This window comes from Agrobacterium vitis (genome assembly GCF_037039395.1).
GTDB classification, from domain to species: Bacteria; Pseudomonadota; Alphaproteobacteria; order Rhizobiales; family Rhizobiaceae; genus Allorhizobium; species Allorhizobium vitis_E.
The window spans coordinates 138,152-151,004 of record NZ_CP146243.1; the positions used below are offsets into that span (position 1 = coordinate 138,152).

The following is a 12,853-nucleotide window of genomic DNA, read 5'->3' on the forward strand; positions in this document are numbered from 1 at the left end:
ATGAATTAATAATCAGCGTTATTTTTATTGTCAATAATAAATTGGACACCTCGATTTACCGGTCGCAGTTGGCAAGATGGTGCCGTGGATGTATTTCCGCGATGAACTCGCGCGGATGATCGCCCATTTTTTGTGATGATTGCCGCATCTGCGGCATGCATTTCGGCCTTCCGGCCAGCTGCGCGTTATGCGGTCCGTGGTTTTCCAGTCAGCCAGACATAGCGAAGCATGTTGTAGGTGATATTGGCCATGCCGATCTTCACCCTCGCTCGGCTGATTCCGATGGTGCGCACGAAGAGCTTCATCTTGTCCTTCTGCCGCGCAAAGACATGTTCGATGGCGGAGCGGACCTTCGAACGACGGCCGTTGGCGCGCGACATCGCCTCCGGCATGGGTTTGCCCTTTGGCTTCTTCTGATGGATGTCGGACTTTAGGCCATTGTCCTGCAACCATTCCTCGTTGGTCTTGGAGCGATAGGCCGTATCGGCCCAGACCGTCGACGCGGTATTGTCTTTGGTCACTACGTTTCGAAGCTGGGCTCCGTCATGGGCGCTCGCACTCGTCACCGTCCATCCCCGGATAAAGCCATGGGCTCGGTCGATGCCTGCATGGTTTTTGTAACCAAACATTGGAATGGCAATATCGTGCTGGCCAGTCGTCGTCGACGTCGGCGTCTCCGTTGGCCGTTTCGCCTTGGAATACTTCACTGTCCATCGCGCGTCGCGGTCCTTCTGGGCCAGCCTGGCGGGTTTATCCTTCCAGTCCTCAGGGATTTCGCCGGCCTTGATCGCGTCTTTCTCGTCCTGGCTGTTATGTTGCTTGGGAGCCTGGATGATCGTGGCGTCAACGATCTGCCCGCCTTTGGCCAGATATCCGGAACGTGAGAGATGCTTGTCGAAACGGGCAAACAGATTATCAATGGCACCTGCACGCACCAAACTCTCTCGGAACAGCCAGATCGTCTTGGCATCCGGCACCTTCTGCGAAAGGGAAAGGCCAAGGAAACGCATAAACGACAGCCGGTCCTGGATAACAAACTCTGCTTGGTCGTCGGAGAGATTATAAAGCGCTTGCAGCACCAGGATTTTAAACATCAGAACCGACGGAAATGGTGGACGTCCACCCTTCGATCCGTCGGACCGCTTCAGCGCCTTCGCTAAAGGTTTTTCAAATATCGCCCATGGAATGATGCTGTTGAGCTTCTCCAGCGGATCGCCGACGGCACTCAGCCGTTCGTAACGATCATCCAAATCCCAAAAGCCCGGTTGCCCACGCATCATCCGCTCCCAGAAAATCACACTGGCCGGATTGAATCATGAAACGCGGAAAATGGGGAGGTTTTTAGAGGTGTCCAATTTATTATATTTTAAGTTATTTTAAGATGAGAAAATGCCGAGGCCTCGCGTATTTTACCGTTCGTAAAATGTCCTATCGAAATATGTGGCCGCCGGCTTGACAGCGTTGGTGAAGGGCGAGCGGTTCGGTGGGGCGGGCTTTGTTGCCCGGATCGCCCGACAAATGGCAGCTATCTCTTGGTTAGTGGCCAAGTCCTGTTGGTCCGCTCTCGGCCCCAAATCAGCCAAAGTCGGTCAAGGCGCGAGGGGGAGACACCGCTTACGATGGCCTTGCTCAGGGCTAGTGATGAGCAGCCAGTCACGCGGCCTGAGAATGCGATCCGCGTGACCGAAGGCGAGGGTAAATACTGTTACATCGACTTTGCGCCAGGCGTTCCGCATTTTGCAAACTTACCTTTTGCATCCTTGCATTTTGTCGGCGTGGGTGGCTTGGTCGTCGCGCATTTTACGAACTTGCCCTTGGCATCCCGGCATCGCTCGGCGGCAAAGGAAGGGCCGGAGGTGATGATCATGAGAGCAGCTATTGCGAGGGTGATTTTACGAAGCATGGGTTTTCCTTTTCTCGCTGGATGATGCATCAATGAGACGGTAGGTGATCACTGACAACGAATAGTATTACAGGTAGATATAAACTTGCTCAATGATGGCTGAGAGACTGTCTCGATCGTGCGGGCGAAGAAGGCGCTGGCTGCAGCCTCATCACGATGCTCGGACAGCATGAAATCAAGGGTTTTACTGAATTCTCGACAGCGCGATAGGAATAGGTCCACTTGCCTTTGACCTATATATAGGTCTCGTCCATTCGCCAAAGAACGGCTGGTCGCGGATTTGCGGCGCCAGGCCCGGCAAGCGATAAGCGGCGAATATTTTACGACCCATCTGTTCAGCGTTGCGTGGCCAACGGCAACACCGCGCTAGGCCAGGATCTCTTCGAGATCACGATAGGACGATGCATATTGGACGTAGAAAAACCCCGCATATAAAACCACGTCTTTGGGGTAGTGGCTGCCTTTGACATCGACCATCATCTGGAACTCAACATGCCTGATCATCTTCAACGAAGATCTATGGCGAAGCATGCGTAGGATGAGGTCGATAGAACTCTGAGAGCATTGCCAAAACCCGCAGAACCGCGCTGGACTTGCAAATATAATAGACGGTATGTGCCTCTCGACGGTTCGACACAAGACCAGCCTGTCGCAATTTGGCGAGGTGCTGTGACAATGCGGACTGGCTCAAGCCAACAAGTTCACTGAGCGGGCCGACGGAAACCTCTCTTTCAGCCAGAATAATCAGAATGTTAATGCGGGCAGGGTTCGCCATCGCTTGCAATAGCGCTGCGCTCGTTTCCACGAAGTCTCGCTGCTCTGCTAAGGATATCTTGTTCATCGTGTACCTCGTAGTGGCTTGGTTCCAAGCATATGCTGCAGCCAGCAAGAAAGTGCTAAAATTTGGAACAAATCAGGAACTTGTTGTTAGCGCTTACATTTTATCATACGTCACTAATTCATGAAGCTAAAATGCCCGCATCTGTCATGGAGATGTCATAGGAGATTTAGCCGTGGCATCACTGGCGTTCAGGCCGGGTACGAAAGTACGTTCAGTGCAGACCTCAAATACCGGGCAGCAAGTTCATTGCCGCTTCCGTTAGCAAGCGAAAGGGCTGCACGGCATATGCTTCCAGCGGAGTGAAGCCTACAGCAACGTGTGGCAGTGTCGCGTCCATGACGGTACCGGAGACGATCGATGTGACGTTCTCCGCTGGAAATGGATCAGATCATGGCAGTCGCTGCCGCCTGTGTCCGACATCAGCGCACATGAGACAGAACTAGCTTAATTGAGAAGAGAGGATTTTCGGCTCATCGTAGCTCTATCAAAGGAAGCGAAGATGAGACAAAAATCCGGGCTGCAGACATCGACGGCCGAGAAGACGATCAAGGACATCCGCCGCGCCACGCGCAAGCACCATTCAGCCGAGGACAAAATCCGTGTCGTCCTGGAAGGCCTGCGTGGCGAAGACATCATCGCCGCGATCTGCCGCCGTGAAGGGATCGCCGAGAGCCTGTATTATAGCTGGTCCAAGGAATTCCTCGAAGCCGGCAAGAAGCGCCTTGCAGGCGATACCTCCCGTTCGGCAACGAGTGACGAGGTGAAAGCCCTGCGCAAGGAGAGCCGCGACCTGAAGGAGGCGCTGGCCGACCTCACCCTGGAGAACCGCCTGCTCAAAAAAAGCATGATCGGGCATGGGGGCGACGACGAATGAGATATCCCGCCACCGAAAAGCTTGAGATCATCAGGTTGGTCGAGCAGTCACATCTGTCGGTCCGGCAAACCCTCGAAAAGCTCGGCATTCCCAGGCCAACATTTTACAGATGGTATGACCGGTTCCAGACCCATGGCGTCGAAGGGCTGGAAGACCGGACGTCTGCGCCGTCACGGGTGTGGAACCGCATCCCCGCCGATATCAGGGGCAGGATCATCACCATGGCGCTCGATCATGCCGATCTGTCGCCACGCGAGCTGGCGGTAAAGTTCACCGACACGGAAAGCTATTTCGTGTCAGAGGCTTCGGTCTATCGCCTGCTCAAGGCCCATGACTTGATTACGTCGCCAGCCTATATCGTCATCAAGGCCAGCGATGAGTTCAAGGACAAGACCACGCGGCCGAACGAGATGTGGCAAACCGACTTCACCTACCTGAAGGTCATCGGCTGGGGATGGTTCTACCTGTCGACCATTCTTGACGACTTCTCGCGATACATCATCGCCTGGAAGCTGTGCACCAGCATGAAGGTAGACGATGTCACAGCCACGCTCGACCTGGCGCTGGCCGCCTCAGGCTGCGACAGGGTCAAGGTCGAACACCGACCGCGCCTGCTGTCCGACAACGGCCCGTGTTACGTCGCCTTCGATCTCGGCGAATGGCTGAAGACATACAAGATCGACCAGGTCCATGGCGCTCCCGGCCATCCGCAGACACAGGGCAAGATCGAACGCTGGCATCAGACGTTGAAGAACCGCATTTTGCTGGAAAACTACTTCTTCAAGGAAGACCTCGAAGCCAAGATCGCGGCCTTCGTGGAGCATTACAATCATCGCCGATACCACGAGAGCCTCGACAATCTCACTCCGGCCGACGTCTACTTCGGACGCGGCCAGACCATCCTGCTCGAACGCGAAAGGATCAAACGTGACACCATCAGACAGCGCCGCTTGAACCACCAGGCCAAAGCGGCTTAAATCAACCCGCAAACCGAGCCGGAAACTCCGTTCTTCCAGAGCCCCAAAAGTCTCAAATCATTCGACGACGGACAACGTGACGGCCAATTCAGATACTCTCTCTGCTATAGGAGACTTGGTTGGTTCACTAGTTTCGGCGGCGGACGCTGGAAGCGTGTTCTGGGCGCCGGCCGATCAAACCCTAGAAGCCGTGATAAGCGACATCGAGCGCTCCTTCAGCGTGGTTGTCTGATATCATGGCGATCAGATCGTGAACGAACTACTTAAAGAAGTTCCATACCGGATACTGGGCTTAGCAAAAGGGGTTCCGTCTGCGCTCCTGGTTTAGGCAAAGGGACAAGCTCAAGTAAGTTGCTGACGAGGCCCATTCTTATCGCCTGAATCGCACGATCAAAGTGGCAAATGCGATTAGCACCACAGCCGCTATCGCGAATTGTCCGCTCGCAGATGCCTCCATCCCAAAGAGTTTGATGTTCAGAAAAGCAGTCGGGTCATTCATGTCGCACCTCTCAGCAAAAAGAAGAAGAGAAGCGCTGCCTGCTGCCGCATGTTGCCTGAGCTTGATCCCAAATCAAGCAAAGCTATTCGCCTGATCTACGACCTTCTTCAAATGGTCTTCAAACACGCTTTGAAGGGGCTTTGAGAGGTCTTAAAATGCTAGTTGCAAGAAATTTTCCCGATGGGGAAATAATTTTCCAAAATTTACGGAATTCAGTGAAATATCTTTTAAAATCCGTGCTTTAATTGTTTATGGCAGCAGGTGTCATCTGCGAAAGCAGCGAACTGGAAGTTGGACTCGGAAGGAATTTTGGCAGATGAAGAGGAGGCTGTTATTGTCCTCAAAGAGGTTCTTCTCCCAACTTGGACTCGCCGACGAAGTTCGGTTGGTGTTGGCCTGGGCGGCCCGACAAGCCGTGATCGTGCCTGAGAAAGTAGCCGTCATGGAGGCCTGGCAGGCACGGTTTTCCAAGGCAGATTAAAAGCTCTAACCGACGTCTGTCATTAGCATTGTAGATTTCTAATCGAGCGAAGTCCCGCAGAGCGGCTTCTATCTCGACAGAGCACAAATTCATCCATAACGTGTATAAGGTGTCCATAATTGTCATAATTGAAGGTCGATAACTCAATCATGTCGTTCTCAAAGGCGCAGGATTTAATAAGGTTGGCGCGTTTGGCGGCCACGCGGCGGGTCGGAATCAGTTTGGATGAAATCTGCAAGGAATTCACTGTTTCCCATCGAACAGCGCAGCGCATGACTGATGCGCTTGAGACGGTATTTGCAAACGTGGAAGCAATTGATGGCGAGGACATCAGCGCTGCGGAACGGCGCCGCCTTGCATGGCATCTTCCGGACGATTTCAGCAGTCTGCCGTTCTCCAAGCGGGAGGAAATCATCGAATGGGTGCGCAGGGTCATCATCTCGGGCTCGACCGACTATCGCCGCTACCAGGCGGCGGCGATCAAACAGCGTTATGCAATTCGGTTTCCAGGCGTCACCTATGGTGGGGCAGCCCTGTCACCCCGATCGCAGATCACTCCAGAAAGCAGGACCCACAATACGCAAGCCTTAGAAGATCCTGATCTCCTGTCCGGCGTCGTCGATGCGCCGCCGCGGCTGGCTATGGAGATGGCCGATCTGATCCGCTTCAAGACATCAACGCTGACCGCGATCGGCTTCCAACGAAATGGAGTTTGGGGAGAGGAAACCGCATCCCAGAAGGTCGAGCATCTAGGCCTCATGTTCGGGGCGCTCGCCGCCTCACCTGCCGGCGTCGTCAAAGGGCGCGGCGTGCCGCTCAGCCAACTGACCTTTGGCCTGCTAATCTTCCCAGGCGTATGGGATTGGTACCTGCAATGGCGCGAGCAGCGGCGTGGCTTCTATACCAAGTGGGAAGAAGACATGCTGATGGTCGCCCAAGCTCTCACCCGGGCGGAGGTGGGCTGGATCCGCCAGCATCCGGAGCTCCTGAAGAAGGTTCAGCCAATCGAAGGGCTGATCGCGCCAGAGGAGATAGACTTTGCGGCGCGTGACTGGCACGGCGCCTGCGATGCATTCCACCGGCACGCTGCCAATCGCTCGAAGGAAATCCAGCGTGTCATGCGGGTGCATCGCGATCCGTTCGAGCCGATCATGGTGAGTCTTGTCATCGAAAGTCTCGCCCAATCGAATAACGGCGCGATACAGTTGCCAGTAGCTCTCGCCGAACCGACGCATCTGATAAACGAGTGCATCATGGAAGCCGGTCGGATCATCGGTTGCTTCGAACAATGGTTCAGGAAACGGACTAATCGGTTTCGGTTGGGGCTCTCTTGGCATTGACGAAGATTGAGCCGGGATCTTGTCTGAGAGGATCTGTTGCGGCCTGGAACGCGTCACAGTTTCCGACTTGCGGGGAACGGCTTTCTTCGATTTCGCACGTGGTTTTGTGGACAGGATGTCCTCGGCGACAGGTGGCGCTCCAAGCCAGCGGATAATCGCGTCCAAACCTGGACGCAGCTGCTTCTTCAACTCCGCTTTCATTTCGCCTTCAATCCCACATGTCTGGCCAATGGCCGTCCAGTCCATACGGCCATTCACGATCGGTGGTGGTCGGCGGTGGATGACGAGCCCTATGAGATAGGACCGAATGCAATCCACCACCCGCTTTGAGGCGATTTGGGCAATGCGCACCTCGCAGAAATCCGAGATTTTTCGTTGAAAGTGATGAATTGAAAGATCGTGTTTTACCATGCTCTTATTCCATTTCTCTCGGCACCAGTGCCGAGGGCGGGCGGGAATAGGAGCGGACGTTTAACAAATGGTTTTGCCGCAGCTGCGAGCATTTGGCCCCCAGGCTTAATCCCCAGATTTCAGATGAAGCATCAAGAGCCTCATGCTAAAGGTTGCGGATGGGATTCGGGGTTTTCATTCACCGATCAGATTCGATTTACGACGACAGCCCGGCCGAACAATACCAGTTCCCAGGCCAGTATCTCGGTCGTGTCCAGGCGTGTGTGGGTGACTGGATCGTTTACTACGAGCCTCGGAAGGTCGCCGCGACCCGCGGCTATTTTGCTGTCGCCAAAGTTGAAAGGGTTATTCCTGATCCGAAGGCGCCCGGCATGTATCTGGCGCTGATCGAACACGGTAGCTATCTCGACTTCATCAATCCCGTTCCGTTCAGTGGGCCAGAGGGTGTCATAGAACGAGGCGTGCTGAATGAAGAAGGCCGCATTTCGGGCAGGGCACAGGCGGCAGTCCGGCCGATATCCGCAGCAGATTTCAACCGCATCGTATCGATCGGCATAGACGAGCATGAGCCTGAACTGCCTCGGTTGGATGAGCCGCTGCTCACTCCTGCGATCGATGGATTTGCAGATGAAGCTCAAGCGCCGTTCATATTCGAGCAGGAGCGCGACCGGGTTATGCAACTCTCGTCGCGGATCGTTCGAAATCGGCTGTTTCGCCGGCTCGTTCTTCAGGCCTATGATAAACGATGCGCCATCACGGGATTGAAGCTCATCAACGGTGGTGGCCGGGCGGAGGTCGATGCCGCACATATTCGCCCCGTAGAAGCGAGTGGACCTGACATTCTTTCCAACGGAATTGCGCTTTCGGGTACCGCACACTGGATGTTTGACCGCGGTCTGATTGGCCTTTCGGACGATCTTGATATCCTGATATCGCGTCACGCGAATGATCCTGACAGCATCCAAGGACTCCTCAACAAGACCGGGAAGGCGATCGTGCCTTGCCGGGTCTTCGAGCGGCCACATCCCCAGTTCCTGAGATGGCACCGTGAGAACTGCTTCAAGCAGTGAGCGCTAGGGTAAGTCTTGCGCTGTGGTTTCATCCCGTACGGTTCTATTTCGGTCCGTTGGTGCAAACAAACCTGAAATCATCCCGATCGGTTCTTTTGACTTCCCTTTATGCCGTCTGGTAGTATAATCGTCCCGATAGGTGTGATTATGGAAAAGATCAAAGATACGAAAAGCCTCGGCATGCTGATCCGTCAGGAGCGCAAACAGCAAGGGTTAACCCAAGAGCAACTCGCCGGGGTAATTGGCGTAGGCGTCCGGTTTCTGCGTGAACTCGAGGCCGGCAAAGAGAGCTGCCAGATCGGCCGTGCGATGCAAGTCCTAGCTGGTCTTGGTCTCGTCGTTTCCATCGGCCGTCGCCAAGGTTCGCGATCATGACCCGCGTATTGGACGTCTATTTTCGCGACACCAAGGCGGGCGTACTCAGCCGGCTTGACGACGGCTTGCTGACTTTTGCCTATGATGGCGCGTATCTCCTGCACCAACTATCGCGTGCGATCTCGTTCTCGATGCCCCTGCAAGAAGAGCCCTTTGGTGATCAGGTGGTGCGCCCTTTTTTCTCCGGTCTCTTGCCGGACGAGGGGGCGCGGCAACGCCTCGCTGGTGCGCTCGGCCTCTCAGCAGGCAATGCCTTCGGGCTACTGGAAGTTATCGGGGGCGAGTGCGCAGGTGCTTTGTCACTCTACCCGACAGGCACGGCGCCCGAACCTCCTAGCCGATCCCACGCCGAAATTCTCACTTCAGAACGTCTGGATGAAATTCTCAGCAGGCTACGGACCCGGCCTTTGCTTGGCGGAGACGAGGGCATTCGCCTATCGCTCGCCGGCGCGCAGGATAAACTGGCGGTCATTGTCGATGGAGATTCCATTGCCTTGGCAAAAGACGGCAGACCAACGACCCATATTTTGAAGCCAGTCATCCAGGCGTTGGAAGGCACGGTGGAGAACGAGTATTTTTGTATGCGGCTGGCTGCCCGCCTTAAGCTGCCGGTACCCGATGTCGAGATACGCCTAGACGGGGCGACCGCCTTTCTCCTGGTTGAGCGTTATGATCGGACGAAAGCTGCAGACGGCATCATTGAGCGCCTACACCAGGAAGACTTTTGCCAGGCCCTTAGCGTCCCGCCGGAACTGAAGTATGAGGCCGAGGGCGGACCGGGGACAGAACGGGCTCTCGGGCTGATCGACCAGGCCTGCGCTAGACCTGTCGCGGATCGTTTACAGCTCATCCGCATGCTGATCTTCCATTATCTCGTCGGTAACGCCGATGCTCACGGCAAGAATTACGCCCTGCTTTATGGCTCCGATGAACCGGATCTGGCACCGATCTACGATGTCGTTTGCACGGCTGTTTATCCCCGCTTGTCAAAGAGGCTCGCCATGAAGATTGGCGGCCGCGATGTGCCCGACACGATTCAGCTGAAGCATTGGAAGGCATTGGTGCCCGACACTAAATCTTCCCAGCGCATCCTTGTTCGCGATCTTGCCCAGATGGCGGAAAGGATTGTGAGCGAGGCCGATGCCCTTGTTGCAGAACTGGCTGACGAGGGGATCAGGCACCCCATCCTGAGTGCAATTCGCAAGGTCATCTCTAGTCGGGCTGGTTTGCTACAGAGGGCCGCGGAGCAGGTCCTTTAAGCAGTAGAATGGTCTCGATATCCACCGCTTTGTCCTTGGACAAACGGGTCGGTGGTTCGGCTCCTTTCAAGAGCAAAAGACATCTACCTCATTTCATCGACCGGATTTTGGCTCTTGTGACCTTGCCATAAATCGTCCGGTTTAGGTCCCTGTCTGACCTTCAGACATCCATGCCTCCGGAAGTGCATCCTGCAACGCTTGCCGAATGATCGTAGCAAGATGCTCGCTGATCCGGGTTTCCTTTTTCCCCGGACGGAGGAGACTGAGGCCAAGGGAGGGAAGTTGCGGCAAACCGCTTGTGGCGGGATCGAGGACGCGCACTGAAGCTGGTCGACCAAACGGCGTGCGGAGTGCAATGCCAAGGCCTGCCGCCGTCGCTGCCCACATTCCGCCAAGGCTTGGGCTGACGAATGCAATTCGCCATGCAATACCTTGTCGGTCAAGATGGCTGCAGGCAATGGAGCGAAGTAGGCACGGCGCCTCCAATGCGGCAAGCGGCAGTGGATCATTCGTGCCTTGCTGCCAAACGGGTTGATCTTCCGCCGAACCGAGCCAACATAACGGCACTGAGGCAATCCTTTCCGCGGACGACGCGGTCATATCATCCCACACCAGCGCCAAGTCAAGATGACCTGAGTCGATCTTATCTCGCAACTCACTATTCCGGGCGATACGCCCTTCAATCCGAACACGGGGATGTGCGCGTGCAAAACGGCCGAGCACTCGCGGCAATACCGTTTCTCCAAAATCCTCTTGAATGCCGAGGCGTATCCAGCCTTCAAGTTCCGGGGTGCGAACGGCGCTGATGGCCTCGTCATTGAGGTTCAGCAAGCGCCGGGCATAGGAAAGCAGAATGTCGCCGCTATCGGTCAGAGCCAGGCCGCGTCCCGATTTGCGTACCAATTCGGTCTCCATCTGATCCTCCAGCTTCTTGAGCTGGGCACTGACAGCCGAAGTGGACCGGCCAAGCCGATCAGCGGCCTGCGCAAATGATCCTGCTTCGATTCCGGCCACGAAGCTCCGCAGAGCGTCCATATCGAGATTGGTCAAGCGCATTAATATTGTCCCAAAAAACAGGATAACGTGTCCTGAATAATCTGATTATCAGAACGATAATGTCGTTCTATACTGTGCCTGTCAATGCGCATCAAGGAACCGAACTTATGCCCTTCACTCGAATATCTTTGCTTGCGGGCAAATCCGCCGACTATCTCGCCGCAGTTTCCGACAGTCTCGACCGTGCCCTTGTCGACTGTTTCGAGGTTCCGGAATTGGACCGCTTCGCCGCAATCCATCAGCACCAACCGGGCGAATTGATCTTCGACCGAAGCTATCGTGGCGGCCCGCGATCAGACGACTATATCTTCTTCCACATTACCACGGGTAAGGCGCGTTCGCGGGAAACAAAGGCGCGTTTCTACAAAAGGCTCGTCGAAAACCTGGCAGTGGCACCCGGAATAAGGCCAGAGGACGTGATGGTCGCCATTGCCAATTCTACATTCGAGGACTGGTCATTCGCGTCGGGTGTTTCAGCCGAAGTGCCTTCAACGGAGGGCGTCCGATGACCGATGTTTTCGACATGCAGACGGCCTGTCCATTAGAGATGACCATCCGTCGGGCAGGTGAAGGGATCGCGACTGCGCCTGACGGTATCTCTAGCAGATCCTTTCTTGTCCAGATGCTCCTCTCCAGCCAAACCGAAGGTGAAATAACGGCAATGCGTGCCTTTGTCTCGCCGGGAGTTGTAACCCATTGGCACAGCCATCCGCGAGGCCAGCTTCTCTTCGTCCTCGATGGCGTCGGGCTCGTCCAGCGAGCAGGCGACGATCCGGCCGAGGTTCGCGCTGGAGATGCCATCTGGTTTGCGCCCGACGAACGTCACTGGCATGGCGCAACACCCCTCAGCCCTTTCAGTTATTTGAGTGTCCAACCTGTGAAAGACGGAACCGCCGTCCGCTGGTTAGGTCCAGTCCAACAGGAGGAATTCAAGCAATGATTGCTATGCAGTACAGTTTCACCCTACCTGCCGACTACGATATGGCAATCATTGAGCGGCGCATTCGCGATAAAGGGCCATTGCTCGACGGATTTCCACGCCTTCGCTTCAAGGCCTATCTTTATGCGCGAAAGCAGGGTGTTGGCTTTACCAGTCGCGAAAATCTTTATGCGCCGTTCTATCTTTGGAATGAGCCTAAAGGCATCGACGGCTTTCTGTCCAGCCCCGGTTTTGCGGGCCTGGCTCGGGATTTCGGTTGGCCATCTATCCAGACATGGCTAGTATGGCATGCCCAAACCGCTTCTGACCTTACGGGCGTTCGATTTGCCACACGGGAGATCCGGCAAATTACGGCCTATTCCGATCTCGCTAGCCAGCGCGATGCGGCCACAGCCGAGGCGCAATCAGCAGTGCGGTCTGGCGCGCTCGCGGCCGTCGCAGCATTCGATCCGACGAATTGGCGACTAGAGCATTTTTGTCTTTGGTCGACAATGCCCGTCATAGCAGAAACAAGGCAAGTCTATTACGTCGGCCACATCTCGTTGCCTTAATGTAATAAATTGCCCTGTCCGATAAACGTCACGCACCTCCATAGGCCCAGTCGGCCCGAAGCTGCGATTTTGGCCAACTCAAAGAACGGATGGTGAACTCGTGATCACATAGTCTTATGGCGAACCTTGACCTTCCAAGGCGCGGTAGACAGTCATCCTGGAAATGTTCAGCTCACGAGCGACGGCAGCTTTCGTTGCACCAGCCGTGATCCGCCTGCGAATCTCGGCGTCATCGACATTCTTCTTCCTGCCCTTGTAGATGCCGTCGGCACTGTA

Annotated in this window: 12 protein-coding genes and 2 pseudogenes; 9 read left to right on the forward strand and 5 right to left on the reverse strand. The window is 55.2% G+C overall.

Annotation, left to right across the window (positions count from 1 at the left end):
* Nucleotides 1–185 precede the first annotated feature (185 nt).
* On the reverse strand, nt 186–1,277 hold the full coding sequence (locus V6582_RS21115) for an IS5 family transposase (protein WP_349508847.1): 1,092 nt from the start codon (nt 1,275–1,277) through the stop codon (nt 186–188).
* Nucleotides 1,278–1,619: 342 nt separating this feature from the next.
* Here V6582_RS21115 and V6582_RS21120 point away from each other — a divergent pair, with 342 nt between their 5' ends.
* Complete coding sequence (locus tag V6582_RS21120) at nt 1,620–1,928, forward strand: hypothetical protein (protein ID WP_156634581.1); 309 nt, start codon at nt 1,620–1,622, stop codon at nt 1,926–1,928.
* Nucleotides 1,929–1,999: 71 nt separating this feature from the next.
* Here V6582_RS21120 and V6582_RS21125 read toward each other — a convergent pair.
* Nucleotides 2,000–2,383: pseudogene (locus V6582_RS21125) on the reverse strand (IS6 family transposase); the annotation flags it as partial.
* A 37-nt stretch (nt 2,384–2,420) separates the two neighbouring features.
* Nucleotides 2,421–2,744 (reverse strand): ArsR/SmtB family transcription factor, encoded by a 324-nt coding sequence (locus tag V6582_RS21130; protein WP_156634580.1) that lies wholly within the window; start codon nt 2,742–2,744, stop codon nt 2,421–2,423.
* Nucleotides 2,745–3,243: 499 nt separating this feature from the next.
* Here V6582_RS21130 and V6582_RS21135 point away from each other — a divergent pair.
* The 5 genes from V6582_RS21135 (at nt 3,244) to V6582_RS21155 (ending at nt 10,030) form a co-directional block, all read left to right on the forward strand.
* Nucleotides 3,244–4,595 (forward strand): IS3 family transposase gene (locus V6582_RS21135; RefSeq protein ID WP_156634579.1). Its coding sequence is split into 2 segments (ribosomal slippage): nt 3,244–3,580 and nt 3,580–4,595, totalling 1,353 coding nucleotides; the frame shifts between segments, so codons are not numbered across the junction.
* A gap of 1,129 nt (nt 4,596–5,724) precedes the next feature.
* On the forward strand, nt 5,725–6,915 hold the full coding sequence (locus tag V6582_RS21140) for a hypothetical protein (protein WP_234889865.1): 1,191 nt from the start codon (nt 5,725–5,727) through the stop codon (nt 6,913–6,915).
* A 569-nt stretch (nt 6,916–7,484) separates the two neighbouring features.
* Entirely contained in the window at nt 7,485–8,396 is a 912-nt protein-coding gene (locus tag V6582_RS21145; protein ID WP_156634578.1) for an HNH endonuclease, read from the forward strand.
* A 147-nt stretch (nt 8,397–8,543) separates the two neighbouring features.
* A complete protein-coding gene (locus tag V6582_RS21150) occupies nt 8,544–8,771 on the forward strand; it encodes a helix-turn-helix domain-containing protein (protein WP_113094258.1) in 228 nt (75 codons plus the stop codon).
* Nucleotides 8,768–10,030, forward strand: coding sequence for a type II toxin-antitoxin system HipA family toxin (locus tag V6582_RS21155; protein WP_156634577.1), 1,263 nt, complete (start codon nt 8,768–8,770; stop codon nt 10,028–10,030). Before V6582_RS21150 ends, V6582_RS21155 begins: the two co-directional genes overlap by 4 nt.
* A gap of 141 nt (nt 10,031–10,171) precedes the next feature.
* Here V6582_RS21155 and V6582_RS21160 read toward each other — a convergent pair whose 3' ends face one another.
* Complete coding sequence (locus V6582_RS21160) at nt 10,172–11,086, reverse strand: LysR substrate-binding domain-containing protein (protein WP_156634576.1); 915 nt, start codon at nt 11,084–11,086, stop codon at nt 10,172–10,174.
* A 107-nt stretch (nt 11,087–11,193) separates the two neighbouring features.
* Between V6582_RS21160 and V6582_RS21165 the strand changes: the two genes are divergently transcribed.
* Genes V6582_RS21165 through V6582_RS21175 form a run of 3 tightly spaced genes read left to right on the forward strand, consistent with a single transcriptional unit; the run spans nt 11,194 to nt 12,577 of the window.
* Nucleotides 11,194–11,595 carry a tautomerase family protein gene (locus tag V6582_RS21165; protein WP_156634575.1) on the forward strand — a complete coding sequence of 134 codons (402 nt, stop codon included), beginning with the start codon at nt 11,194–11,196 and terminating at the stop codon, nt 11,593–11,595.
* A complete protein-coding gene (locus V6582_RS21170; RefSeq protein ID WP_156634574.1) occupies nt 11,592–12,026 on the forward strand; it encodes a cupin domain-containing protein in 435 nt (144 codons plus the stop codon). The genes V6582_RS21165 and V6582_RS21170 overlap by 4 nt, the downstream gene beginning before the upstream one ends.
* Nucleotides 12,023–12,577 carry a DUF4865 family protein gene (locus V6582_RS21175; protein ID WP_156634573.1) on the forward strand — a complete coding sequence of 185 codons (555 nt, stop codon included), beginning with the start codon at nt 12,023–12,025 and terminating at the stop codon, nt 12,575–12,577. The genes V6582_RS21170 and V6582_RS21175 overlap by 4 nt, the downstream gene beginning before the upstream one ends.
* A 132-nt stretch (nt 12,578–12,709) precedes the next feature.
* Here V6582_RS21175 and V6582_RS21180 read toward each other — a convergent pair.
* Nucleotides 12,710–12,847 (reverse strand): annotated as a pseudogene (locus V6582_RS21180) (helix-turn-helix domain-containing protein); the annotation flags it as partial.
* Nucleotides 12,848–12,853 lie beyond the last annotated feature (6 nt).